The 25,173-nt window shown below is 71.0% G+C and carries 20 protein-coding genes and 1 pseudogene; 13 read left to right on the top strand and 8 right to left on the bottom strand.

Annotated elements, in window-relative coordinates:
• Positions 1-278: 278 nt before the first annotated feature.
• From BIV24_RS07700 to BIV24_RS07680, 5 genes are all read left to right on the top strand, one after another.
• Positions 279-1,715, top strand: a complete 1,437-nt coding sequence (locus BIV24_RS07700) for an aldehyde dehydrogenase family protein (RefSeq protein ID WP_071365430.1) — start codon at positions 279-281, stop codon at positions 1,713-1,715.
• Positions 1,716-1,847: 132 nt separating this feature from the next.
• Positions 1,848-2,381, top strand: coding sequence for an Lrp/AsnC family transcriptional regulator (locus BIV24_RS07695; RefSeq protein ID WP_071365429.1), 534 nt, complete (start codon positions 1,848-1,850; stop codon positions 2,379-2,381).
• 152 nt (positions 2,382-2,533) lie between these two features.
• On the top strand, positions 2,534-3,664 hold the full coding sequence (locus BIV24_RS07690) for an ABC transporter ATP-binding protein (protein WP_071365428.1): 1,131 nt from the start codon (positions 2,534-2,536) through the stop codon (positions 3,662-3,664).
• The gene (locus BIV24_RS07685) at positions 3,661-4,377 is read left to right on the top strand and encodes an ABC transporter permease (protein ID WP_071365427.1); all 717 of its coding nucleotides are present in this window, start codon (positions 3,661-3,663) and stop codon (positions 4,375-4,377) included. Before BIV24_RS07690 ends, BIV24_RS07685 begins: the two co-directional genes overlap by 4 nt.
• Positions 4,374-5,042, top strand: coding sequence for an ABC transporter permease (locus BIV24_RS07680; protein ID WP_071365426.1), 669 nt, complete (start codon positions 4,374-4,376; stop codon positions 5,040-5,042). Before BIV24_RS07685 ends, BIV24_RS07680 begins: the two co-directional genes overlap by 4 nt.
• Before the next feature lie 75 nt (positions 5,043-5,117).
• Here BIV24_RS07680 and BIV24_RS07675 read toward each other — a convergent pair whose 3' ends face one another.
• Genes BIV24_RS07675 through BIV24_RS07660 form a run of 4 tightly spaced genes read right to left on the bottom strand, consistent with a single transcriptional unit; the run spans position 5,118 to position 9,326 of the window.
• Entirely contained in the window at positions 5,118-5,738 is a 621-nt protein-coding gene (locus BIV24_RS07675) for a GTP-binding protein (protein ID WP_071365425.1), read from the bottom strand.
• Entirely contained in the window at positions 5,725-6,165 is a 441-nt protein-coding gene (locus BIV24_RS07670; RefSeq protein ID WP_071365424.1) for a DUF742 domain-containing protein, read from the bottom strand. The genes BIV24_RS07675 and BIV24_RS07670 overlap by 14 nt, the downstream gene beginning before the upstream one ends.
• A 36-nt stretch (positions 6,166-6,201) precedes the next feature.
• Complete coding sequence (locus BIV24_RS07665; RefSeq protein ID WP_071365423.1) at positions 6,202-6,678, bottom strand: roadblock/LC7 domain-containing protein; 477 nt, start codon at positions 6,676-6,678, stop codon at positions 6,202-6,204.
• Entirely contained in the window at positions 6,675-9,326 is a 2,652-nt protein-coding gene (locus BIV24_RS07660) for a sensor histidine kinase (protein ID WP_071365422.1), read from the bottom strand. The genes BIV24_RS07665 and BIV24_RS07660 overlap by 4 nt, the downstream gene beginning before the upstream one ends.
• A gap of 423 nt (positions 9,327-9,749) precedes the next feature.
• Between BIV24_RS07660 and BIV24_RS07655 the strand changes: the two genes are divergently transcribed.
• From BIV24_RS07655 to BIV24_RS07645, 3 genes are all read left to right on the top strand, one after another.
• Positions 9,750-10,709: an ABC transporter substrate-binding protein gene (locus BIV24_RS07655; RefSeq protein ID WP_071365421.1), complete on the top strand. Its 960-nt coding sequence runs from the start codon at positions 9,750-9,752 to the stop codon at positions 10,707-10,709.
• A 56-nt stretch (positions 10,710-10,765) separates the two neighbouring features.
• Positions 10,766-12,211: an aromatic amino acid ammonia-lyase gene (locus BIV24_RS07650; protein ID WP_071365432.1), complete on the top strand. Its 1,446-nt coding sequence runs from the start codon at positions 10,766-10,768 to the stop codon at positions 12,209-12,211.
• Between the two features lie 604 nt (positions 12,212-12,815).
• Positions 12,816-13,613 carry a VOC family protein gene (locus BIV24_RS07645; RefSeq protein ID WP_071365431.1) on the top strand — a complete coding sequence of 266 codons (798 nt, stop codon included), beginning with the start codon at positions 12,816-12,818 and terminating at the stop codon, positions 13,611-13,613.
• 138 nt (positions 13,614-13,751) lie between these two features.
• Here the strand turns inward: BIV24_RS07645 and BIV24_RS07640 are convergent, their stop codons facing one another.
• Positions 13,752-14,228 carry a DUF6114 domain-containing protein gene (locus tag BIV24_RS07640; protein ID WP_071365420.1) on the bottom strand — a complete coding sequence of 159 codons (477 nt, stop codon included), beginning with the start codon at positions 14,226-14,228 and terminating at the stop codon, positions 13,752-13,754.
• Between the two features lie 561 nt (positions 14,229-14,789).
• On the opposite strand from BIV24_RS07640, the gene BIV24_RS07635 reads away from it, so the two are divergent.
• Positions 14,790-15,809, top strand: coding sequence for an alcohol dehydrogenase (locus BIV24_RS07635; protein WP_071365419.1), 1,020 nt, complete (start codon positions 14,790-14,792; stop codon positions 15,807-15,809).
• Between the two features lie 104 nt (positions 15,810-15,913).
• Here BIV24_RS07635 and BIV24_RS07630 read toward each other — a convergent pair whose 3' ends face one another.
• Together BIV24_RS07630 and BIV24_RS07625 are read right to left on the bottom strand one after the other, a co-directional pair.
• The gene (locus tag BIV24_RS07630; RefSeq protein WP_071365418.1) at positions 15,914-17,176 is read right to left on the bottom strand and encodes a cytochrome P450; all 1,263 of its coding nucleotides are present in this window, start codon (positions 17,174-17,176) and stop codon (positions 15,914-15,916) included.
• Entirely contained in the window at positions 17,173-17,952 is a 780-nt protein-coding gene (locus tag BIV24_RS07625; protein WP_071365417.1) for an alpha/beta fold hydrolase, read from the bottom strand. The genes BIV24_RS07630 and BIV24_RS07625 overlap by 4 nt, the downstream gene beginning before the upstream one ends.
• Positions 17,953-18,118: 166 nt before the next feature.
• On the opposite strand from BIV24_RS07625, the gene cyc2 reads away from it, so the two are divergent.
• The 4 genes and pseudogenes from cyc2 (at position 18,119) to BIV24_RS07605 (ending at position 23,267) form a co-directional block, all read left to right on the top strand.
• Positions 18,119-20,290 carry a germacradienol/geosmin synthase Cyc2 gene (gene cyc2 / locus BIV24_RS07620; protein ID WP_071365416.1) on the top strand — a complete coding sequence of 724 codons (2,172 nt, stop codon included), beginning with the start codon at positions 18,119-18,121 and terminating at the stop codon, positions 20,288-20,290.
• A 62-nt stretch (positions 20,291-20,352) separates the two neighbouring features.
• A pseudogene (locus tag BIV24_RS07615) lies at positions 20,353-20,931 on the top strand (LysR substrate-binding domain-containing protein); the annotation flags it as partial.
• A 172-nt stretch (positions 20,932-21,103) separates the two neighbouring features.
• Complete coding sequence (locus tag BIV24_RS07610) at positions 21,104-22,249, top strand: aminopeptidase P family protein (protein ID WP_071365415.1); 1,146 nt, start codon at positions 21,104-21,106, stop codon at positions 22,247-22,249.
• A gap of 100 nt (positions 22,250-22,349) precedes the next feature.
• Positions 22,350-23,267, top strand: coding sequence for an aminoglycoside phosphotransferase family protein (locus tag BIV24_RS07605; protein WP_071365414.1), 918 nt, complete (start codon positions 22,350-22,352; stop codon positions 23,265-23,267).
• A 57-nt stretch (positions 23,268-23,324) separates the two neighbouring features.
• Here the strand turns inward: BIV24_RS07605 and treZ are convergent, their stop codons facing one another.
• Entirely contained in the window at positions 23,325-25,070 is a 1,746-nt protein-coding gene (gene treZ, locus BIV24_RS07600) for a malto-oligosyltrehalose trehalohydrolase (RefSeq protein WP_071365413.1), read from the bottom strand.
• Positions 25,071-25,173: the final 103 nt, after the last annotated feature.

Below are 25,173 nucleotides of genomic sequence, written 5' to 3'. Positions count from 1 at the left end.
GCCGGGGCAGTGCGGGAGAGGAGTGCCGGGGTAGTGCGGGAGAGCGAAGCGCCAGGGCAGAGCGGGAGGGATGAGCGGGAAGGCAGTGCCGGGGGCTATGAGCCCCGAATCGTAGGGCTGGCGATTTCGCAGTGTCAACGGCTTGATCCTGCTCATTCAGCAAGCGATCAGCCTTGGGGTTGCCGGTTCCGCCCCATTGACAGCCTTCGATTGTCCAACCGATGGTGTGGGGCATCACTCCCTCGCGCTCTTCCGCGTTCGCACCAGAAGGGGTCCCCATGTCTGCCGTGCACCCGTTCTTCATCAACGGCGAATACACCGACAGCACCGGTACCGAGACCTACGACGTCATCAGCCCGGTGACCGGCGCGCGCATCGGCACCATTCCGGTCCCCTCTGCCACGGATCTGGACATCGCCGTGAAGGCCGCGAACGAGGCGCAGCAGGCCTGGGCGAGGGTCAACGTCTGGAAGCGGGCGGAGATCTGTCACCGTGTCGGCGACGCGTTGTCCGCCCGCGTGGACGAACTCGCCCGTCTGCAGACTCTGGAGCAGGGCAAGCCGCTCGCCGAGTCCGTCGCCGACATCGAGGAGGCGGCGCAGCTGTTCCATCTGCACGCCGAGGACGCGGTGCGCCTGCACGGCGAGACGATGCCGTCCACGGACAACAGCAAGCGGATGTGGACCTTCTACCGGCCGGTCGGCACCTGGGGCATCATCACTCCCTGGAACTTCCCGCTGCTGATGTTCGCCGAGTTCGTCGCCCCTGGCCTGGCCACCGGGAACGCACACGTCATCAAGCCGCCGGCGAACGCCCCGCTGTCCGTGCTGAAGGCCATGGAGGCGATCGTCGAGGCGGGCGTACCGGCGGGCCTGGTGAACGTCCTGCCCGGCGAGGTCCCGGCCGGGGACATGCTGGTGCGCCACCCCGGTGTCGACGCCATCGGCTTCATCGGCTCCTCGGCGACCGGCGCGAAGATCGCGGCCGCCGCCGGCCTCAAGCGCTCCATCATGGAGTGCTCGGGCAACGGCCCGTTGGTGGTGCTCGCCGACGCCGACCTGGACGCGGCGGCCCGCGCTGCGGTGTACGGCGCGTACCTGTGCTCCGGGCAGGTGTGCTGCGCCACGGAGCGGGTGGTCGTCCACACCGACGCGCACGACGACTTCGTCGAGGCCGTGCTGCGTGCCGCCGAGGACGTCGTCCTCGGTGACCCGTTCGAAGCGGCGACGAACCTCGGCCCGCTCAACAACGAAGGCGTTGCGGCCAAGATGGACCGGCACATGGCGGACGCGCGGGAGCGCGGCGCGCGGATCCTGCTCGGCGGGCAGCACCGCACGGGTCAACCGACCGATCTGTACTACGAGTTCACCGTGGTTGATGGTGTGCCCGAGGACAGCCTGCTCTCCCGCGAGGAGTCCTTCGGCCCGGTGGTCCCGATCATCACCGGCGGCAGCGACGACGAGCTGCTGCGAATCGCCAACGACGACGAACTCGGCCTCCAGGGCGCGGTGTTCACTCAGAACATGGCCTCCGCGTATCGGTTCGTCGAGGAGTTGGCCGTCGGTCAGGTCGTGATCAACGACAGCACCTGTTTCTGGGACATCAACATGCCGTTCGGCGGTGCGGGCAACCGCGGCACCGGCTGGGGCCGCATCGGCGGCAAGCACACCCTGCTCGACATGTCCGACCTCCGTACGGGTGTCATGAGCCTCTGATCCGGGCTTGCGGCCGGCTCGCTCCCCGGGGCTCCGTAACCCGTACCGTCCAAAGGCGGTGGCCGTGCCCGTGTCGAGGGGACGGCCACCGGCCCGGTTCAGCCGCTTCGACGCCACCTCCGGAGCCGCCGTATGTCCTCTCCGAGCCTGCTCGACGACATCGACCGACGTATCATCGCCATCCTCCAGGCCGACGGGCGCCGCGCCTACAGTCTGATCGCCTCGGACGTGGGCATCCCGGCTTCCTCCGTCCGCTACCGGGTGCAGCGGCTGACGGACGCCGGCATCCTGCAGATCGTCGGCATCGCCAACCCGCTGACGATCGGGTTCGACCGCATGGCGATGATCGGCATCCGGGTACGGCCCGGTACGGCCCAGGCGGTCTGCCGTGCGCTGCGGGAGCTTCCCGAGACCGCGTACGTGATCACGACGGCGGGCGGGTTCGACATCATGGCCGAGGTGATGTGCCGGGACACGGCCCATTTCACCGACCTGATGACGCGGCGCCTGCACCTGATCGACGGGATCCTCGCCACGGACTCCTTCTTCGTGCTGGAGGTGCACAAGCTGGCGTACGGGTGGGGCGTCGGCGAAGTGGAGACCTCACTCCTGGACGCTCTCGGCCCGCCCGACGACGCGGGCATCGACCGGCGGGCCGGCCGCTGACCGGCCGCATCACGATCCCGTTCCATGGCAGGTGACACCACGTCGCCCGTCATGGAGCCATCACACTCGCCGTCTAGACTCTCCGGGCAACGGACCGTACGACAGCGGCCGGTTGAGGCCGCTCCTGCCACACCCGAAGGGCATTCGGCGTTTTGATACGGATAGATTCAGTCACCAAGCGGTACCCGGACGGCACGGTGGCGGTCGACCGGCTGTCGTTGGAGATACCGGACCGCTCGATCACCGTCCTGGTCGGCCCCTCGGGCTGCGGCAAGACGACGACCCTTCGCATGATCAACCGAATGGTCGAGCCGAGCGAGGGCGCGATCACCCTCGACGGTGTCGACATCAGTCGGCAGCCGGTGAACTCGCTGCGTCGGTCGATGGGTTACGTCATCCAGAACGCCGGGCTCTTCCAACACCGCACGATCGTCGACAACATCGCGACCGTTCCCCGGTTGCTCGGCTGGAACAAGGCGCGTGCCCGGTCCCGTGCACGGGAGTTGATGGAACGGGTCGGGCTCGACGGGTCGCTCGCCAAGCGGTACCCGTACCAGCTGTCCGGCGGGCAGCAGCAGCGCGTCGGCGTGGCGCGTGCGCTCGCCGCCGACCCGCCGGTGCTGCTGATGGACGAGCCGTTCTCCGCCGTCGACCCGATCGTGCGCAAGGGCCTCCAGGAAGAACTCCTTCGCATCCAGGATGAGTTGGGCAAGACCATTGTTTTCGTCACTCATGACATCGACGAGGCGATCCGGCTCGGCTCGATGGTCGCCGTGATGCGGACCGGCGGCAGGCTCGCGCAGTTTGCGCCGCCCGCCGAACTGCTGTCGTCACCCGCCGACACTTTCGTGGAGGACTTCCTCGGTGTGGACCGCGGCATCCGTCGCCTGTCGTTCTTCACCTCCGAGACCCTTGAGCTGGAGAAGACGCCGATCGTCGCCGTCGACGCCACCGCCGAGCAGATCGCCTCCCGCTCGACGTCCGAGACGCCCTACCTGCTCGTCACCGGCCTCGACGGCAGGCCGCTCGGCTGGAGCGAGCCCGGGGACCTGGTCGCCGGTGACATCACACCGGAACAACTGCTTTCCTACGGGCATCCGTTCGAGTACGGAAGGGACTCGTTGCGCGCCGCGCTCGACGCGGCGGTGCTGTCGCCGACCGGCTGGGCCGTCGCCGTGGACGGCGCCGGCCGGGCGGCCGGCGTGGTCTCGCAGCAGACCATCGGTGAGGCGATCCGCGCCGCCCACGCCAAGGGGCTCACGGACGCGAAGGTCGCCGGATGAACGGCTTCTTCCATATCCCGAGCGACCTTCAGAACAGCTACTTCGGGCTGATCGGCCTGCACTTGAGGGAGGCGCTGATCCCGGTCCTGGCGGGGCTGGTCGTCTCGCTGCCGCTCGCCCAGCTGTGCGTGCGCTTCCGCTGGCTGTACCCGCCGGTGCTGTGGGTGACCACGGTGCTGTACGCCATCCCGTCGCTGGCCTTCTTCGTCGTCCTCATCGACTACACCGGCATGAGCGAGACCACCGTGATGATCCCGCTCTCCGTCTACAGCCTGGTCGTCCTCCTTCCGGCGATCGTGGACGCCGTCCGATCGGTGCCGCAGGAGACGCTCGCCGCCGCCACCGCCATGGGCTTCGGGCCCGTACGCCGTTACCTCCACGTCCAGTTGCCGATCGCCGTGCCCGCGATCATCGCTGGGCTTCGGGTGGCGACCGTGTCCAGCATCAGCCTGGTCAGCGTCGGCATGCTGATCGGCAATCAGGGAGCACTGGGCAACCTGCTCCACGACGCGAGCATCTACAACCGGCCCGTGTACGCGGTGAACTCGGTGGTCACGACGGCGGTCCTGGCGATCCTCGTCGACGCCGTGCTGGTTCTGATCCGCGTACTGCTGACCCCCTGGATGCCGAGCGGTGCGCGCCGCGGGGGGCGCAAGGCCGCCGGGAACCGCACCGACGCGGCCGTGCCTGCCCTCGAGGAGGCAGCCCGGTGAACGTCCTGAACTTCATCCAAGCTTTCTTCAGCGACGGATCCCACTGGCACGGATACGACGGCATCCCCACTCGCGTGGCGGAGCACATCCAGTACTCCCTGCAGGCGCTCGCGATCGCCGCCGCCATCGGGCTGCCGATCGGGCTGGTCACCGGCCACTACGGGCGCGGCGGCAACACCCTCGCGCTGGTCGCCACCGGCAGCCGGTCGCTGCCCACCTTCGGCCTGCTGGTGCTGATGGTCACCTGGCTCGGGTTCGGACTGACGCCCGTGATGATCCCGCTGGTCGTCCTCGCCATCCCGCCGGTCCTGGTCACCACCTACGAGGCGGTCCGCTCCGTCGACCCCTCACCGGTGGACGCGGCGCGGGGCATGGGCATGCACGAGTCGCGGATCCTCTTCCAGGTGGAACTGCCCGGAGCCCTGCCGCTGATCCTCGGCGGCCTGCGCTCGGCGGCCATCCAGATCGTCTCGACCGCCACCATCGCCGCGTACGTCGGCCTCGGCGGTCTCGGCCGGTACATCATCGACGGGCTTTACCAGAGGAACTACGAGAAGGTGGTCGGCGGCGCCACACTGGTGGCCCTGATGGCGCTCGTGACGATCGGGGTGTTCTGGGCCATCTCCCGGATCACGGTATCGCCGGGCGTCCGCAGGAGCGGCTGACGCCGGCCGCCCAACGGACCGCGGGCCCGGGACGACTCCTCCTTCGTCCCGGGCCCGCTTTCTCCGCGTGGTGGATCAGCCGCCGCTACGTGCCAGCGCCAGCTCCAGGACGACGAGCAGCGCGTCGCGGACCGAGCCGCGCTCACGGGCGTCGAAGACGACGACCGGGACGTGCTCGGCGACATCCAGCGCCCAGCGGACCTCGTCGACGCCGTACTCCACCCTGCCGTCGAAGGCGTTGAGGGCGACGGCGAACGGGATCTGCTGGTGCTCGAAGTAGTCCACGGCCGCGTAGCAGTCGTCGAGGCGCCGTGTGTCGACGATGACGAGCCCTCCCACCGCGCCCTCGACGATGTCGTCCCACATGAAGCCGAACCGGTCCTGGCCCGGCGTGCCGAACAGGTACAGCTTCAGGGTCGGGTCGATGGTGATGCAGCCGAAGTCCATCGCGACCGTGGTCGTGGTCTTGCGCGGAGTGTGTGTGAGGTCGTCCACACCTGCCGCGACCTCGGTGATGGCCGCCTCGGTGGTCAGCGGCCTGATCTCGGAGATCGAGCCCACGGCGGTGGTCTTGCCCACGCCGAAGCCGCCCGCGATCACCATCTTGACCGGCAGCGGCGGCCGTACGGCGGTGGTCCCCCCTGCTCGAGCGGAGCCGGGAGCGTGGGAGAGGACGGCCGGTTCAGTCGGTGTCACGGAGTACCCCCCGGGAGTCGGGGATGGCCCGGAGGCCATCGATAACCCTGCGCAGGACGGATGCGTCGTGTGTGGCGTCGGCGTGCGGTACGTGCACCGTCAACTGCCCGGCGGCGCGCAGGTCCTCGGAGAGGATCCGGACCACGTTGAGGTGCAGCCGCAGCCGGGCCGCGATCTCCGCGATGGACTGCGGCTGCCGGCACGCGGCGACGATGTCGTGCTGCTCGAAGGAGAGCCGGTCGAGCGCCTCGAGCCCGGCGGGGGTGGCCACCACCTGGGTCTCGACCGGGACCGGCCGGCCGGATGCGGTGGGCGCCACCCGGCCGGCGGTGACCAGGAACGGCCGTACGGCGGGCGCGGGGCGCACCGGCTCCGGCGGCGTGGAGCCGTTCTCGCCGGCACCGCGCGGAGTGCGGCCGTCCGCCATGGTTGTCTCTTCCTTCCTCGACCGGGCCGATACCGGTCACCCCGCCGACGCGGCGCCGACGCTGTTCTTCAGCTCCAGTACGAGCTGAGGGCTGAGCGCGGCACCGGCCCGGTTGGCGAACAGGGTCATCTCGTAGGCGATGTTGCCCAGCTTGGCCTCCTTGTCGGCGACCACGCCGAGCACGGCGCCGCTGCCGATCGCGGAGACCAGGACATGGCCGCCCTCCAGATCGATGATGACCTTGTTGAGGCTGCCCAGGCCGTAGTTGCCGGAGGCGCCGGCGGCCAGGCTGGTGATGCCGGAGACGATGGCGGCGAGCCGTTCCGAGTCGGCGTGCTCGCGCAACTGGGAGACGGCGATGAGCAGCCCGTCGGAGGAGACGGCGATGGCGTCGACGACGCCCGCGGTCTCGGTCGCGAAACGGTTGAGCAGCCAGGTGAAGTCGGCTGCGGCGGCCTGCAGATCGGCCGGCGTGGTGGTTCCTGCCGGAGTGTCACCTGTCGACGTACTCACTGCTCCGCTCCTTCCGGGAGGTGGATCTGGTCGTGCCTGTCGTGCTCGTGCGGGGCGGGCCGGGGAGCGCTGTCTCGGTGGGCGCGCTCCACCGCCGCCTCGAACTCCTCAAGTGCGGAACGGACTTCGTCCGCGTCGGCGGGCCGAAGAGCCTGCCGTGCCGCCTGCTGGGCAGCATCGGACCCGGTGTCCCGCAGTGTTGCGCCCCGGACGCGCCGGCGCAGGGGGCGGGGGGATTCGGGAGTGTCCCCGGCGGGCGGCGCCGTTGCCGGAGTGAGAGTCCGGGTGACCGGGTCCGGCTCTTCGGGCCGGGGGCGGGGGACCAGTGGGGGTTCCTCGGCGCGGCCATGGGGGACCGTACGGTCCTGCGGCCCCGCGGGCTCCTCGGCGTCCGTGCCGTCGTGTTCGGCGGTTCCGGTGGTTTTGGCGGCCTGTTCGCCGTAGCCCCCATGGTCGTGGGCGTACGCGGTCGGCGTCCCGGTTGCCGACTCCGGCTCCCGGCGGGGAACCCGCCGGGGCAGGGGAGTGGACGAGGCGCCGGTGGCATCGCCGTCCGGTGGTTCGATCGCGGCAGACGCGGAGCCCTCCGCGGCGAGGGCCGACGACGGCATCGGGCCGCCGGCCGTCGGTTGCGCCGCCGTCCGGCCGGGCCCCGAGCCCGGTCCAGCGGACACCGGGCCCGCCGTCAGCAGCAGCGACGAGGGAACCTCGACCGTCGCCGTGACACCGCCGCCGGGCGTACGGGACAGCTCGACGCTCACCTCCCAGCGGCGCGCCAGTGTGCCCACCACGAACAAGCCGAGCACCTTCGTCGGTACGAGGTCCAGGCGCTCGCGGCGGATCAGCCGGGCATTCTCCTCGGCGAGCCGCTCGGCGCTCATGCCCAGGCCATGGTCGGCGATCTCGATCACGGCGCCCTCGCCGCCCGCACTCACCGTGACGTCGACGGGGCTGCCGTCGGGCGAGAAAGCGACCGCGTTCTCCAGGAGTTCGGCGACCATCAGCGTCAGGTCGCCGATGAACTCGGGCTCCACCATGATCTCGGTGCGGGCGCGCAGCTGCACCCGCTGGAAGCCCTCGATCTGGCCGAGCGCGGCGCGGACGACATTGGTGAGCGCGGTGGGACCGGCGTCCAGGACCGTCTCGTGGATCCCGGCGAGCAGCATCAGGCTGTCGGCGTTGCGCCGCAGTCGTACGGCGATGTGATCGATGGAGTAGAGGCGTTCGAGAAGTGCGGGGTCGGTCTCGCCCCGCTCCACCGCGTCGATCAGTGCAAGTTGACGTGCCGTCAGATTGCTGACCCGGCGTCCGACGTTGCCGAACATCTCGGCGACGTTGCGGCGGCTGAGCACCTGACGCTCCAGCAGGGCGGCTGCGGTGGTCTGCACATGGTTGAAGGCCTCGGCGAGTTCGCCGATCTCGTCCCGTACGGTGACCGGAACCTCGCGCAGCCTGGGCGGTCCTGCGTCCTCGGCGTCGTCGTCGGCCACCCGGGCCAGTTCACGCCAGGCCACCTCGGCGACCCGCTGGGCGGCGCCGGTGAGTGTCCGGACCGGCTGGACCACCGAGCGGCGTACTGCCACCGAGAAGGCGAGCCACAGGACGAAGCCGAGGACGGCGATGCCGAGCAGTAGACCGGCGCGCCACCAGGCGTCGTTCGAGGCGGTGTCGGCGCGGTCGGCGATCTGGCCGATGAGCGAGGCGGTGATCTTCAGCCGGCTCTCGGCCTGCTTCGGGTAGTCGGGGTAGTTGCTCAGGGCGCGCTCGAACGTCCGGCGGATCTCGGCCGGAGTGTTCGCCTGCAGCGCGCTGGGGTCGACCTGGAGCTCGGCGTACGCCTGGGCGATCGCCCGCTGTGCGGTGCTGCGCTCGATGCCGGAGAGCTCGTCCGCCTGCTCTTCGGTGGCGAACCGCCCGAAACGGTCCGCCTGGTAGGCGTACAGCTCGTAGGAGCCGACGGCGTTCGTGAACTCGATCAGGGCGTTGCTGTCACCGGTGCTCGCCGAGAACACGCTGGTCTCGAAGGCGCTGTGGGCGGCGTCGGCGCGCAGCAGGGAGTCCAGCAGATTGCCGGTGAAGGTGGCCGCGAGCGTGGCGCTGCGGTCGAGGCCGAGACCGTCGATCAGACCGTTGGCGGCGTTGGTGTAGGCCGGGTCGATGGTGTCGACGGGCATGTAGTCCCGCGCGATGGTCTCGCGCAGGCTGGTCAGACCCTCGACCTCCTTGAGGGCTTGCGCCTCGGTCTGCGGCAGCCGGTCGCCGAAGGTGGCGCGGACCTTCTCGACCTGGGAGTCCACGGCCCTCTGCGCTCGGCGGTAGGCGGCGAGCGAGGGCTTCGCGTCGCCGACCGCCGACTCGTACCGCACAGAGAGCAGAATGGCCTGCTGGTGTTCGCGTTCCACGCGGTCGACGAGGACCGCGACCTGCCCGCTGTCGCGCACGAGTCGGGCCGCCGACGCCGCGCTGCGCGCCTGCCCCACCTGGTCGTCGATGACGAAGGCGAGCAGCATGGCGAGCATGGCGAGCGGTACGCCGACGAGGATGTTGAGCTTGCGTCTGAACGCCCATCGGTCGGCGAAGCCGCGTATGCCGCCCCTTGGCGGCGACGGCGCCGGCCGGGCCGGCGCGTCCACCCCGTTCGTGGACACCAAGCCTCCTTCGAGGGCGCCTTGGGGCGCGCGAAGATTTCACGTGACCGTGGTCGACAGATCAGGGTCACGAGCGGAACCGGTCAGAACCGGTACGGAACGGCATGAGGAGGGCCGAGACCCGTTCTCGTTCCACATCGCGGCGCGCCGTGATCTTCGGGGGAGACTACCGCCTCTTCAGGCCGTGAATCCGATCGCCCTACGTCAAGAATCCATTACAAAGAGCGCGTGGTTCCGCCGCGGTCCGTCCCTCACCGCTCCACGACCGGATGTTCACAACTGGCCTTGTATCGACGCCAATCGGTGATCGGAATGCACTTGACTGACGGAGAACCAGGTGGATTGGATCAGTGGGTGCGGTGCCCGCATCCGTACAGTTGTGCCACGCCCCTGCCCCACACCCCTGAGCCCGGAACAGGAACCGTGACTTCTTCCGCGAACACCAGCACGTCCAACAGGAGACTCCCCGGCGCGGCCGCCGTCGCGCTCGCCGCCACGGCGGCACTGCTCGCGGGATGTTCCTCGTCCTCCGACAACAAGTCCGACCCGCTCTCGGACAGCAAGGCGAGCGGTGACACGGTGGTCGTCGGCTCCAACAACTTCGCGGAGAGCATCCTGATCGCCGACATCTACGGCGAGGCGCTCAAGGCCAAGGGCGTCAAGGTCACCTACAAGCCCAACATCGGAAGCCGCGAGACCACGTACGGCCTGCTGAAGAGCGGCTCCATCACGGTCCTGCCCGAGTACAACGGCGCGCTGCTGGCCTACTTCGACAAGAACGCCGCGCCGAAGACGCTCGCCGAAACGACGGCGGCCATCAACGCCAAGCTCGACGCCAAGCTGACGCTCCTCGACCCGGCGCCCGCGCAGGACAAGGACTCCGTCACCATCAACGCGGCCACCGCGAAGAAGTACAACCTCACCGACAAGTCCAGCATCGCGGACCTCAAGCCCATCGCGAAGGACCTGGTCATCGGCGCCTCGCCGGAGTTCCAGACCCGCAAGCAGGGCCTGGAGGGCCTGAAGACGGTCTACGGGGTGGAGTTCAAGTCCTTCAAGGCGCTCGACGCGGGCGGCCCGCTGACGCAGGCGGCGCTGACGAAGAACGCCGTGCAGGCCGCGGACCTCTTCACCACGGACCCCACCATCTCCAAGGAGAAGTTCGTGGTCCTCCAGGACCCGGAGAACCTCTTCGGGCTGGAGAACGTGCAGCCGCTGGTGTACAAGTCGGGGCTGCCGAAGGAGGGCGTCGACGCGCTCAACGCGGTCTCTGCCAAGCTCGACACGGCAGCGCTGCTGAGCCTGGACGCCCAGGTGCAGCTCGACAACAAGGACCCGCTCGACGTCGCCAAGGCGTGGCTGAAGTCGGCCGGCCTGGACTGACGTCCGTGGACGACACCGCCGACGGACCGACGCGGGTACCCCGGCCCCCCGGGGCCATGGATGCCCGCGTCGTCCTGGACGGCACCGGTCTCGACATCGGCGGGGTGGTGCGCCTCGCCGACGGCGCGGCCGTGCCCGAAGTGCCCGCTCGGGCGCTGGAGCGGGCCGTGCGCTCGTGGCGCACGGCCGGGCGGCTCGCCGCGACGGGCCGGTTGTACGGCCGGGGCACCGGCGTCGGTGCCCACCGCTCGGTGGAGGTCACGGCGGGCGACGAGGCCGGCCACGGGCTGCGGCTGCTGCGCAGCCACGCGGGCGGTGCGGGCAACCTGCTCCCGGCCCGCCACGTGCGCGCGATGATGGCCGTGCGCGCCAACCAGCTGCTGGCGGGCGGATCCGGCATTCAGCCCCCGTTCGTCACCGCGCTCACCGAGGCGTTGCGGCTCGGCGTGCATCCCTCCGTCAACAAGTACGGCGGTGTCGGTACCGGTGATCTGACGGCACTGGCCCAGACCGGGCTCACCCTGATCGGCGAACGCCCCTGGCTGGGCAGCACCGAGGGCGAGCTGCCCGCGCCTGTGAGCTTGCAACCCGGTGACGCGCTCGCGCTGCTCAGCAGCAACGCCCTCGCGCTCGGCCAGGCCGCACTGGCCTGCCACGAACTGATGACGTTGCTGCGCGCCACACACGCGGTGGCGGCCCTGTCGCTGACCGCCGTCTCCGGCTCCCTGGAGGCGTACGCGGCCACCGTCCACTCCGTACGCCCCTACCCGGGGCCCGCCCGTGCCGCCGCGGAGGTGCGGAGGCTGCTCGGCGCCCCCGACCGGCCGGCGCCGTCACCGGGGCGGATCCAGGACCCGTACGGCTTCAGGGTCTTCCCCCAGGTGCACGGGTCGGCCCTGGAGGCCGCCGAGTCGCTGCGGCGGATCGTCGAGGTGGAGGTCAACTGCCCCTCGGAGAACCCCCTCATCGGCGAGGACGGCACCGCACACCACCACGGCGGCTTCTTCGCGGCCCCGCTCGGGCTGGCCCTGGACGGGCTGTGCCTGGCCCTTCTGCAGACCGCCCAGCTGTCCGGCGCACGGCTGACCGCGCTGGGCCGCCCGGACCTCACCGGCCTGCCTGCTTACCTCACCGCGGGGCCCATGAGCAGCTCGGGCACGATGATCCTGGAGTACACCGTCAACTCCGCACTGGCCGAGCTGCGTTCCTGTGCGGCACCCGCGTCGGTGGGCCATGCGGTCCTCTCGCACGGCCTGGAGGAGGCGGCCAGCTTCGCCTCCCAGGCCGCCCGCCAGGCGCTGCGCGCCGCTGAGGCCTACCGCACCGTCCTGGCCTGCGAACTGGTCGTGGCCGTACGGGCGTTGCGCTTGCAGCCGGACCTGCCACCGGTCGCCGCCTTCACCGTGGCCGCCACGGCGCTCCCGGACGGCACCGAGGACCGCCCGCTGACGGGAGACGTGACGATGGCGGCCGAGCTACTGACGTCGTTGGCCGAGCTGTAGGCAAGCCCGCCAGGGGCGCGGTGATCCGTCACCTGCACGGTGCTCACCGTTCTCTTGCCCATAAGGTGACTTTCCGTGAATGCAACCACCCCGCTGTGCTCCCGAGCCTGCCGCCCGGCGGCCGGTGACACTCCGCACTGACCGCCCCGCGTCGGCTCCCGAGACGGCTTCGGGCCTCGGTAGCCCTGGGCAACCGGCCTCCGGATGACGTTCGGCGCCCGGTGACGCATTCTTGCAAGGAGGCTACTGCTCCCCCGGGGAGCGTGCAGAAGACTGGTTTAGCTCGATCGTGTAGTGGTCGGCTTTCGGCCTTGCGGCACCGAAGGCAGGTCGGGATAGCGTGGCCGGGCGATCTTGGCCAGGTCGTTGGGGACTCCGTCCGCCTGGCTCGGAGCACGGACGGGATCCGTGTCGCCGCCCGGGATGCGAAAGCGGACGACCTGGGGGTACTCCCAGCGGCAGCTGGGGGAACGCCCACAACCGTTCGGGGCGTGCCAGTGCGCGGACTCACCCCGCTCACTGCCCAGGAACGGTACCCGGGGACCCTGAGCGAACGACGGAGCAGGTGTACAGCACCTGCCTCCGGGAACCGGGTGGTGTGGTCATGGTCAAGAACGAGGCGCGCGACCGGGGAGAAGTCCCAGGTCACTCGGTGTTCGGCGCACCGTGCTGGGTCAGCCTGACCGCACGCGACGTCGAGGCCGCGGAGAACTTCTACCGGGCGGTGTTCGGCTGGGAGTGGCGCCCGAACAGCCACGACGACCGCTTCCGGGTGGCGCTGGCCGACGGGGTCCCCGTCGCCGGGATCGCCGCCGTCGCCTCGATGTGGCAGATGGCCGTCACCTGGACCCCGTACTTCGCGGTCGCCAGCGCCGACGACGTGGTGGCCCGCAGCCGGGAGCGCGGCGGGACGACGGCCGTCGGGCCGATCGCCTTCCCGCCCGGCCGCGCGGCCGTGCTCGCGGACCGCGACGGGGCCGTCTTCGGCGTCTGGGAGGGCCGGCTCGTCGCCAGTGTGGAGCAGTGGCGCGAGGCCGCTCCCACCTTCATCCGACTGCACACCCGCGATGCCTTCGACGCCGCCATTTTCTACGGGGAGGTCCTCGACTGGGCCTCCCCGAGCAGCTGCTGCGAGGTCCAGTACGAAGCCGACGAGGTGGTCCTGCGCAACCGGGGAACGGTGGTGGCGCGGATTCACTCGGGGGCGGTGGAGGCCGCGCCCGACCCCGCGATCCGCCCGCACTGGCAGGTCCACTTCGCGGTCACCGACCTCGACGCCTGTATCCGGGCTGCCACTGCGCACGGCGGCGAGGTTCTGCTGCGAGAGGAGGGTGCGCAGGAAGCGCTGCTGGGCGATCCCGACGGGGCGCGGTTCACCGTGACGTCGAAGCGGGAACCCTGAGCCGGCGGGCAGAGGGGCTGTGCGCGGTCGACGCGTGGGAGCACCGGGTGCGGAAGGCGTACGGCCTCGGCGGGCGGGAACCGGTGGGGAGCCCCGTTGTGCACGGGGCCGGAGCCCGCCGGTCGAGGGGTGCGGAGATCAGGACGCGGCCGAGTCGGCGGTCGCGGACTGTGTACGACGGCGGCGCAGCAGGCCCCGGCGCGGCTCCTGGTCCGGCAGCCAGCCGAAGGTCAGACAGCTGCCCGTCGCGCCCAGCAGCAGGCCGATCAGGAAGCCGCCGAGGTTGGACGTGAGCCAGGTGCCCAGGGAGAGCAGGATGCCGATGATCGAGTAGAAGAGCCGCTGCGTCGGGTTGAAGAGGATCAGCAGACCGCACAACAGCATCACCGTCGGCAGCAGATACCCCGCCAGGCCCTGCATGCCGACGTGCATGACCACCTTCAACGACGCCTTCTCGGTGAGGAGGATCTCCGTCCCGCCCAGCGTCAGCAGCAGTCCACCCCAGAAGGGGCGCTTCGCCCGAGGTGTTGATCGTGCGGCGCCCGTGGACGAGGGCCCCGGGCCGCCCGTCCCGCCACTCGTCCCGAATTCCCGGCCCACCTGCGTCGCCGTCATCGAATTCACCAACTCGCGCGACAGGCCCTGATGTTGACGGCGCATCAGGTCTACAACCTCTGCCTTCACATGGATCCGTGGCGCCGGATCCCTTGCGCGGCGCACGTCACCCTCCCGGCCCCGCCCTCCTGGGGGCGCCGGTGACACCTGCTTTCGGCGGCCGGAATCGTGGTGTACGACCGGCGGCACCCGTTCCCGGTCGTGGGCATCGCCAATGAACTCCTCGCTCGCTGGGACCGCCCCCCGATCACCGGGACCACCCTCGAAGGCCACCTCAGCCGCATGGCGTAGTCAGCGGTGGCCGACGCCCGCCTCCTTCGGGCCTATGCGGTCCGTGGACCAGCGCAACCGAGACGTGTAGGACGTGTACGTACGCCGGATACGAGTTCTGCTGGATCTTCCCGTGCCTCCGACCGAACCTGCATGACCGCGGGCGAACCGTCGAATCCGGTTCCGAGGCAGAAGCGGTGGCGCGCGCTTTACTGAGTCACTGAGCGTGCACACAGAGTGGTCCCCTCGCTGGTCAGGGGATCGCTGTCAACCGCGAGGAAAGGGAACGTCATGTCCGTCATGCGAGTAGCCCAGGTGGCCGAGCCTGGAGGAAAGTTCGAGATCGTCGAGCGGGAATTGCCGGAGCCGGGACCGGGGCATGTGCGTATCGCGGTGGAGGCTTCGGGTATCTGCCATACCGATGCGATGTTCGTACAGACTCCGTTTCCCGGTATCACGTTTCCTTTGGTGACGGGCCACGAGGTGGCCGGCCGGATCGACGCGGTGGGAGAGGGCGTGATCGGCTGGGCGGTCGGTGACCGGGTCGGGGTGGGCTGGTTCGGAGGGCAGTGCGGCCACTGCCGCCCCTGCCGGCAGGGCGACTTCATGAGTTGTTTCAACCTGAAGGTGCCCGGCTTGTCCTACGACGGCGGATACGCCACCCACATGGTCGCGCCCGTCGAGGCCCTTGCACACATCCCCGAGGGCCTCGACGCGGCTGATGCCGCCCCGCTCGGGTGCGCGGGAGTGACGACCTTCATGGGGCTCCGCAACAGTGCCGCGCGCGCCGGTGACCTCGTCGCGGTCCTGGGCGTGGGCGGCCTGGGGCATCTGGGCGTCCAGTACGCGGCCAGGATGGGATTCGAAACCGTGGCGATCGCCCGCGGTCAGGACAAGGAGCCCCTGGCCCGACGGCTGGGCGCGGACCACTACATCGACAGTACGGCCTCCGACCCTGCACAGGCGCTGAAGGAACTCGGCGGAGCGAAGGTCGTCCTCGCTACCGCGGCCAACTCCGATGCCATGTCCGCGACGATCGACGGACTCGCGCCGCGCGGCCGTCTGGTCGTCATCGGGGTCACGGATCAGCCGATCAAGGTGACACCGCTGCAGCTCATCACGGGCGGCCAGTCCGTGAACGGACACGCGTCGGGCACGGCGCAGGAGGTGGAGGACACCATGGCCTTCAGCGCGCGCGCCGGTGTCCGCCCGATGGTCGAGAAGGCGCCGCTCGACGAGGTCAACACCGCCTTCGCCCGCATGCTCTCCGGCGCGGCGCGCTTCCGTATGGTGCTGACCACCGGTATGTGACCATGCTGCGGCCCGGCCGGAGAGGGCCGGGCCGCAGCGTGCCCGAGGACCGCTGGTGGCGTACCGGTGGTGTGTACGTGCTGATCCAGGTCAGGTCATGGCCGTCACATCACCGTCAGGGGAAGCGACTTGATGCCGTTGATGAAGTTCGAGACGAGCCTCCTGGGCGGCGCGGCGAGACGGAGAGCGGGCAGGGTCCGCAGCGCCTCCTCGTAGAGCACATGAAGTTGCAGCCGGGCGAAGTGCGCGCCGAGGCAGACGTGCGGGCCGTCCCCGAAGGAGACGTGCGGGTTCGGTGTCCGGGACAGGTCGAGCCGGTCGGGTGCGGTGAAGACGCGCTCGTCACGGTTTGCGGACGCATGGAAGACGACCACCTTGTCGCCCTTGTGGATGCCTTGTCCGGCCAGCTCGGTGTCGGCGGCCGCGGTCCGGCGGAAGCTGAGGACGGGGGGATGCCAGCGCAGCAACTCGTCCACAGCAAGGGGAAGTCGTCCAGGGTTGCTGCGTAGTTCCTGGTACGCCGACGGATGCTCGGCGAGCGCCAGAAGGCCACCCGGTGCCGCACTGCGCACCGTGTCGTTGCCCGCGACCGTCAGCAGGAAGAAGAACATCTCCAGCTCGGGGCCAGTGAGTTCGGGGTCGATGGCGAGCGTGGTCATGATGTCGTCGGCCGGGTGGTCACGCTTGTACGCGGCCAACTGCCGCGCATAGGCGAACATGTCCCGCAGGGCGCCCGGTGAGCGCGGATTCACCGGTCTGCCCCCGGCGTCCCGCAGCGCCTGGCCGGCCTCGTCCGGGTCCTGGTAGCCGATCACGCGCTGTGTCCAGTGCAGCAGCAGACCCCGGTCGGACTCGGGTACACCGAGCAGATCGGTGAGGTTGAGAACCGCGTAGTCGTCGGTGACGGAGGCGACGGCATCGCAGGTGCCGTCCCCCGCGTGTGCCGCTGCAAGCGCGTCGGCGAACAGGGTGCGGGCGCGGTCACGGGCGGTGGAGGCGAAGCGGTCGATACGGCGCGGGGTGAAGGCCCGGCTGACCAGCCGCCTCAAGCGTCCGTGCGTTGGCGGGTCCTGATTGAGCATCATGCGCCGGATGAACGGCAGATCGTCCGGATCGGGGTCGCGGATCTGGGTGGCGCCGAGGCACGAGGAGTACGTTCGCGAGTCCTTGAGCACGCGCACCACGTCCGCGTGCCGGGTCACCGCCCAGAACCCGGGCCCCGCGGGCCAGCCGAGCACCTCCGGCTCGTCCTGCCAGGCGACCGGGTGGTGATCGCGCAGGGCGCGGTACGCGGCATGGGGCACACCGCCGGCGTACCGGCGCGGGTCGAAGACGTCCGGGACGGGCGAGGCCTTGCGTACGCTCACGCCGGGATGTCCTCGGCCCGCAGGAAGTCCTCGACCGCCCGGATCAGTTCGAGGGGCGTCTCGTCCATCGCGTAGTGGCCGGCGGCCGGCAACTCCCGCAGTTCGCCCCGCGGGTACCAGTTCAGCCAGGTCTCGCGCATCAGGGCCGCGGACAGTGCGGGGTCCAGCGCGCCGACGACGGCCAGCGCGGGTACCGGCGAGCCCGTGACCTCCGTGTGGAAGTCCTCCGCGGCCCACGAGTCCAGCCAGGTCCGGAACGCCCTCGGGTCGCTGTGCCCCAGCGACCGTGCGACCATCCGGTCCAACCAGGCGGCCGGGCGCCGGCCGCCGGTGGTGATGTCGATGATGGCGCGTCGGTTGGCCGGGCGGTGCGCGGCGTCCGCGAACAGTTCCCACTGCTCGGCGGGGAGCGACAGGCCCGAGGCCGGGACAGGCGACACGCCGACGATCCGGCGCAGCCGTTCGGGGGCGAGCGCCAGTAGCCGCTGGGCGATCGCGCCGCCCATCGAGTGCCCGATCACCGAGAACCGCTCCCAGCCCAGCCGGTCGGCCAACTCCACGAGGTCCGCGGCGGCCTCGGCGGTGCCGAACGCGCCGGCCGCTTCCTTCGCGGTCCCGTACCCGCGCAGATCCACCAGCGCGTAGGTGAAGGACGCGCGATCGAGATCCGGCAGCACCGCCGCGTACGCGGCCCGGTCGGCGAACCAGCCGTGCACCGCGAACACCTTGTGGGCGCCGTCGCCGTGCACTTCATGAGGCAGCATGAAGGAGGTCATGCGACAACGGTGGCGCGGGGGAGGAGGCTCGGCAAGGGGGCGTGCACACCGCGGAGCAGTCGTCGCCGTGGCCGCGGAAAGGTCCCTCGTGCGCCGAATTCACACCATGGTGTGAGCATGTTGCGCCCCGCGGATCTTCCGGTCGGGCCATGGGTAGGGCCGGGCCATGACGCAGCCGTTCGAACTCCCCCACTTCTACATGCCGTACGCCGCACGGCTGAATCCGCATGTCGACGAGGCGCGGGCCCACTCCACTCAATGGGCCCGCGCCATGGGCATGCTGGAGGGCTCCGGCATCTGGGAGCGGTCCGACCTCGACGCGCACGACTACGGCCTGCTGTGCGCGTACACCCACCCCGACTGCGACGGCCCGGCCCTCTCGCTCATCACCGACTGGTATGTGTGGGTGTTCTTCTTCGACGACCACTTCCTGGAGACGTTCAAGCGCACCCAGGACCGTGCGGGCGGCAAGGCCTACCTGGACCGGCTGCCGCTGTTCATGCCGCTCGACCTCACGACCCCCGTACCGGAGCCGGAGAACCCCGTCGAGGCCGGACTCGCCGACCTGTGGTCGCGCACGGTGCCGACGATGTCCCCGCACTGGCGCAGGCGCTTCGCGGTCGCGACCGAGCATCTGCTCAACGAGTCGCTGTGGGAGCTGTCCAACATCAACGAAGGACGGGTCGCCAACCCGGTCGAGTACATCGAGATGCGCCGCAAGGTCGGCGGCGCCCCCTGGTCCGCCGGGCTCGTCGAGTTCGCGACCGCCGAAGTACCCGCTTTTGTGGCCGCCTCGCGGCCGCTGCGCGTACTCATGGAGACGTTCTCCGACGCGGTCCATCTGCGCAACGACATCTTCTCCTACCAGCGCGAGGTCGAGGAGGAGGGCGAACTCAGCAACGGCATCCTCGTCCTGGAGACCTTCTTCGACTGCGGTACGCAGGAGGCGGCCGACACCGTCAACGACATCCTGACCTCGCGGCTGCACCAGTTCGAGCACACCGCGCTCACCGAGGTGCCCGCGCTGGCCCTGGACAAGGGCCTCACCCCGGACGAGGTCGCGGCCGTCGCCGCATACACCCAGGGGCTTCAGGACTGGCAGTCCGGCGGCCACGAATGGCACATGAGGTCCAGCCGCTACATGAACCAGGGCGCCCGCTCGAAGCAGCGGCCCCTCGGCCTGTCCGGAATGGGCACGTCCGCCGCCGATGTGCGCGGCCTGCTCGCCGACGCCGGGGCCGAGAGGCTGCGCGCCTACACCCATGTCCCCTTCCAGCAGGTGGGGCCCTCGCTGATCCCCGACTTCCACATGCCCTACGAGGTGCGGCTCAGCCCCCACCTGGACGGGGCCCGCCGACGCCTCATCCCCTGGATGCGTGAGACGGGCATGCTCCAGGAGGGCGTCTGGGACGAGGACAAGCTGGCGGCGTACGACCTTCCGCTGTGCGCGGCGGGCCTGGACCCGGACGCCACACCCGAGGCGCTGGACCTCAGCTCCCGGTGGCTCGCCTGGGGCACCTACGGCGACGACTACTACCCGCTGGTCTTCGGCCACCGCCGCGACCTCGCGGCGGCCAAGCTGTGCACCGAGCGGCTGTCGTCGTGCATGCCGGTCGACGGCGAGGAAGCCCCCGTCCCCGTCAACGGCATGGAGCGCGGGCTGATCGACCTGTGGACGCGCAGCACGGCCGCGATGACCCGTGATCAACGGCGCTCCCTGCGCGCCGCCGTGGACACGATGACGGAGAGTTGGCTGTGGGAGCTGTCCAACCAGCTCCAGCACCGCGTCCCGGACCCCGTCGACTACCTGGAGATGCGCCGCGCCACCTTCGGCGCCGACCTCACCAAGAACCTGTGCCGCATGGGCCACGGCCCCGCGGTCCCGGACGAGGTGTACCGCAGTGGCCCGGTCCGCTCACTGGAGAACGCGGCCATCGACTACGCGATGCTGATCAACGACGTCTTCTCGTACCAGAAGGAGATCCAGTACGAGGGCGAGTTCCACAACGCCCTCCTCGTCGTGCAGAACTTCTTCGGCTGCGACTACCCGACGGCCGTGCGTGTGGTGAACGACCTGATGACCCAGCGCATGCGGCAGTTCCAGCATGTGGCGGCCCATGAACTGCCCGTCCTGTACGGCGACTTCGACCTCTCGGAGGAGGCGCGCGCGACCATGGACGGCTATGTCGTGGAGCTGCAGAACTACATGTCCGGCATCTTGAACTGGCATCGCGGCTGCCGCCGCTACGGCGCGGCCGATCTGGCCCGCCGCGCCCACGGCTTCGTGCCGGACCTGGCCCCGGCCGCCGTCTGGCGGCCAGAGCCGGCGGCGCGCTGACCGCAGGCCACGAGGCGGGGCACGGCGGGCACGACGGCCACACCGGCTGACCGCCCGCGGGGCCGCACGTCCTCGCCGCCATGCCCGCCGCGGGCGTCACGCTGCGGGTGCTCGCGCGCGAGCAGATCCCCGCCGTGGTCGCCACGGGCGGCGCGGACCTGGGCCTCGTCGACGGACTCGCCGCGCCCAGCGATCCGCTGCGGCTGCCCGACGTGGCGCCGATGACGACCGAGGGCGCGGGGGAGGAGCCCGTGTGCGTACTCCTGCCCGAGACCCATCCGCTCGCCGGACGCGCCGGGCTCCGGCTCGCCGACCTCGCCGACGCCCGCTGGCTGCACGCCCCGGACGCGGGCCTGCCGCTCGCCCAGCTCCGGGCCGCGACCGGCGGCAGAGGCTTCGGACCGGCCCTGCGGTACGCGGGCACCGACCTGCGCGCGCTCATCGCACTGGCAGCCGCCGGTCACGGACTGACCCTCCTGCCCCACTCGGCAGCGACAGGCGTGCCGGGCACCGCCGCCGTCCCGCTCACCGCACCACGGGTGGTCCACCGCACGGAACTGGTGCACGGCGGGGCCCTGCGCGGAGCGGCGGCGGCGCCGGCGGAGCGGTTGCTGGAACATGCGCAGGACCCACCACAGTGACCGTTCTTACGGGGCAGGCTGCTGTACTGACGGTGGCTCGGGAGCCTCGGGTGCAGCGGGGCCGCCGCCCGACCCGTCGTCCGCCGTGGTCGCAAAGGGCTCGCGCCGGTCTCTGCGCAGGGGCAGGATGCTGCACGTAGAACTGGCTGACCCCGACCAGCGGAGGACATGGATGACCGGCACGCCCGCGCGGCCCTACGAAGACGGCCCCGCGCCGTTCACCGCCGATGACTACGCGGCCCGCATGCGGCGAGCTGCGGAAACCGCCGCGGAGGCCGGGCTCGACGGGCTTCTGATCGCACCCGGACCCGACCTGGTGTGGCTGACGGGGTACCGGCCGGTCGAGACCGAGCGCCTCACCCTTCTGGTGCTACAGGCCGGACACGACCCGGTCCTCGTCGTGCCCACCCTCGAGGCCCCCGACGTGGCGGAGGCGGTCGGCGCACCCGCGCTGACCCTGCGCGACTGGACCGATGGCCAGGACCCGTACGAGACGGCCGGCTCCCTCCTCGGCTCCACCGGCCGCTACGGCATCAGCGACAACGCCTGGGCCCTGCACCTGCTCGGCCTGCGCGAACGCCTCCCGGACACCGAGCACACCGCCCTCACCCGCGCCCTCCCGATGCTGCGGGCCGTCAAGGACGGCGCGGAACTCGACCGGCTGGCGGCCGCGGGCGCGGCGGTGGACGCGGCGTACGAGGAGATCCAGAAGGTTGCCTTCGGTGGACGCCGGGAGCGGGAGGTCGCCGCGGACCTCGCCGATCTGCTGCGGCAGTTCGGACACGAGCAGATCGACTTCACCATCGTCGCCTCGGGCCCCAACGGCGCCAACCCGCACCACGAGGCCTCGGACCGCGTCATCGAGCGCGGCGACATGGTCGTCCTCGACTTCGGCGGCCTCAAGCACGGCTACGGCTCCGACACCTCCCGCACCGTCCATGTCGGCGAACCGACCGACGAGGAGCGCAGGGTGCACGACCTGGTGCGCGAGGCCCAGGAAGCGGGTTTCCAGGCGGTCAGGCCAGGAGCCGCCTGCCAGGACGTGGACCGGGCGGCCCGCGCGGTCATCGCCGACGCCGGATTCGGCGCGTACTTCATCCACCGCACCGGGCACGGCATCGGCGTCACCACACACGAGCCGCCCTACATGATCGAGGGCGAGGAACAGCCCCTCGTCCCCGGCATGTGCTTCTCCGTGGAGCCCGGCATCTACCTGCCGGGCCGCTTCGGCGTCCGCATCGAGGACATCGTGACGGTGACCGAGGACGGCGGACGCCGCCTCAACAACACCCCCCGCGAGATGGCGGTGGTCGACTGACTCAGAGGGCAGGGGCCGACCGCCGCAGGGCCGCGGTGGTCGGCCGGCCCGGCACCAGGAGCAGCCCCCCGCACGCCCCCGAGACGACAACGGCACGATCATGACCCAGGCACCGACAGCGGAGACCGTACGCCAACTGGTCCGTTCCCTGCTCCACGACGGCGACGACGTGGCCGTGTCGCCCGTCGTCGAGGGCGGCCCGCCCGCCACCTGGTGGGTCGGCACGCGTCATGTGCTGCGGCTGGCCACCGACCGCGACGCCTCCGCGCGCCAGCGTCGCGAGCTGCGGCTGCGCGCCCTGGTGCGGCCGTACGTCCGGATCGCGGTCCCGGCGAGCGTCGCGCACGGAGAGTGGGCCGCCGGCCTCGGCTACACCCTCGACACGAGACTGCCCGGCGCCACCGGCGAGGAACCCGGCGTCTCGGCGGTCGGCGAGGCGGACCTCGCGGCGCTGCTCACAGGGCTGCGCGAGGTGCCCGTGCGCCAGGCCGAGGCGCTCGGCGTGCCGCGCGTCGCACCGCGTTCCCTCGAGGAGCTGCGGAGGACCGCCGTGAGCGCCGCCGGGCGCCTCGCCGAGGACGACGAGTTCGACCCCGCCCGGCTCGTCCAGCTCACCATGCCCGCCGCCCGCCAGCTCGGCGCGCAGCCCGGCGCCCCTGTCCTGGTGCACCACAACCTCTGGAGCGAACATCTCGTGGTGAGCGGCGACGGGCGGGTGCGCGGTGTGCTCGGCTGGACCGAAGCGTTCATCGGAGACCCTGCTGAGGACATCGCCTCTCTCGCCGCCGCCGTCGGCTCGCCCGCCGCCGTACGCGCCGCCACCCTGGCCGGTTACGGATCCCGTCCCTGCCTGCGTGGCCTGTGGCTCGCCCGCTGCGACGCGCTCGTCCGCCTCACCGACGGGCTCGAGGGCCGCGACCGGACCCCGCTGCCGGCCCTGCGCACCCGATTGCGGCGCGCCTGGGAGGCGATTCTGCTGGAGCGGGTCACGGAACTGCCGGACGACGAGACGCCGTAGCGGACGGGCCCGCCCCCTGTCCCGCCCGTCCTGCCACCGACGCCCCCGCCGCCCGTATCAAGCCTGCGTCAGCACCGCGCACGACTCGCCCGGCAGACTCAGCACCCCGTCCTCGCCCGGGGGCAGCACAGGCTCCCACGCGGCCAGGACGCGTGCGGGATGGATGCCGAGGGGGATCCGGGCCGGCTGCTCGGCGAGGTTCACGGCGACCCGTACGTCCCCGCGGCGGAAGGCGATCCAGCGGGCGTCCTCGTCGTAGGCGACCTTCACGACCTCGAGGTCGGGGGCCGTGAGGTCCGGCAGGGTGCGGCGCAGGGCGATCAGCTCGCGGTACCAGGCCAGTACACGCGCGTGCGGCTCGCGTCGCGGCTCGGACCAGTCGAGGCAGGAGCGTTCACGGGTCGCCGGGTCCTGCGGGTCGGGCACCTCCTCCTCCGCCCAGCCGTGCGCCGCGAACTCCCGGCGTCTGCCGCGCCGTACGGCGTCGGCGAGCCCGGGATCGGTGTGGTCGGTGAAGAACTGCCAGGGCGTTCCCGCGGCCCATTCCTCGCCCATGAACAGCATCGGTGTGAACGGAGCGGTGAGCACCAGCGTCGCCGCGCACGCCAGCAGCCCCGGGGAGAGGGACGCGGCGAGCCGGTCCCCCTGTGCGCGGTTGCCGACCTGGTCGTGGGTCTGGGCGTAGCCGAGCAGGCGGTGCGCGGCGACGCGGCTGCGGTCCAGCGGGCGGCCGTGCCGACGGCCCCGGAACGTGGAGTAGGTGCCGTCGTGGAAGAAGCCGCCCGTCAGGGTCTTCGCGAGGGCCGCCAAGGGGGCGCGGGCGAAGTCCTCGTAGTAGCCCTGGGATTCGCCGGTGAGTGCCGTGTGCAGGGCGTGGTGGAAGTCGTCGTTCCACTGGGCGTGCACCCCCAGGCCCCGCTCCGCGCGCGGGGTGATGACCCGGGGGTCGCCCAGGTCCGACTCGGCGATCAGGAACAGCGGTCGGCCCACCTCGGCGGCCAGCGCGTCCACCGCCTCCGACAGTTCCTCCAGGAAGTGGATCGCGCGCGTGTCGCGCAGCGCGTGCACCGCGTCCAGACGCAGCCCGTCGAGCCGGTAGTCGCGCAGCCAGGCCAGCGCGCTGCCGACCAGATACGCGCGTACCTCGTCCGAGCCCGGCGCGTCCAGGTTGACGGCGGCGCCCCAGGGGGTGTGATGCGTCTCGGTGAAGTACGGGCCGAACGCCGGGAGGTGGTTACCGGAGGGGCCCAGGTGGTTGTGCACCACGTCGAGGACGACGCCGAGGCCGAGTTCGTGGGCCCGGTCGACAAATCGTTTCAGTGCCTCGGGACCGCCGTACGGCTCGTGTACCGCCCAGAGGCTGACGCCCTCGTATCCCCAGCCGTGCCGCCCCGGGGAAGGGCACAAGGGCATCAACTCCACGTGGGTCACGCCCAGTTCCACCAGATGCTGGAGCTGCTCGGCAGCCGCGTCGAGCGTCCCTTCGCGCGTGAACGTTCCCACGTGCAGCTCGTACAGCACCGCGCCCGGCAGCGCCCGCCCGGACCATGCGGCACGCCAGGGGTACCGTCCCTGGTCGACCACTGCGCTCGGCCCGTCCGGGCCGTCCGGCTGGCGGCGCGAGCGGGGGTCGGGCAGCACCGGGCCGTCGTCCAGGGCGAACCCGTACCGGGTACCGTCCTCGGCCTCCGCCTCGCCGCTCCACCACCCTGTGCGCTCCGGATCGCGTTCCAACGCGCGCGTGGTTGCGCCGCAGTGGAGCGTCACCCGGGCGGCCTGTGGTGCCCACACCTCGAACTTCACGGTCAGCTCCCCCTTGTCTGCTCATCGTGATCTAGTGCCGCGGCAGGCAACGTTCGCCCCGTCGCGACGCCCGGCACGCTTCCCCAAGCTCTTCGAGCAGGGG

The sequence above is a fragment of the Streptomyces colonosanans genome (genome assembly GCF_001866645.1).
Taxonomy (GTDB): domain Bacteria; phylum Actinomycetota; class Actinomycetes; order Streptomycetales; family Streptomycetaceae; genus Streptomyces; species Streptomyces colonosanans.
Note: the sequence above shows the minus strand (reverse complement) of the source record. Positions and strands in the feature narration are given on the sequence as shown.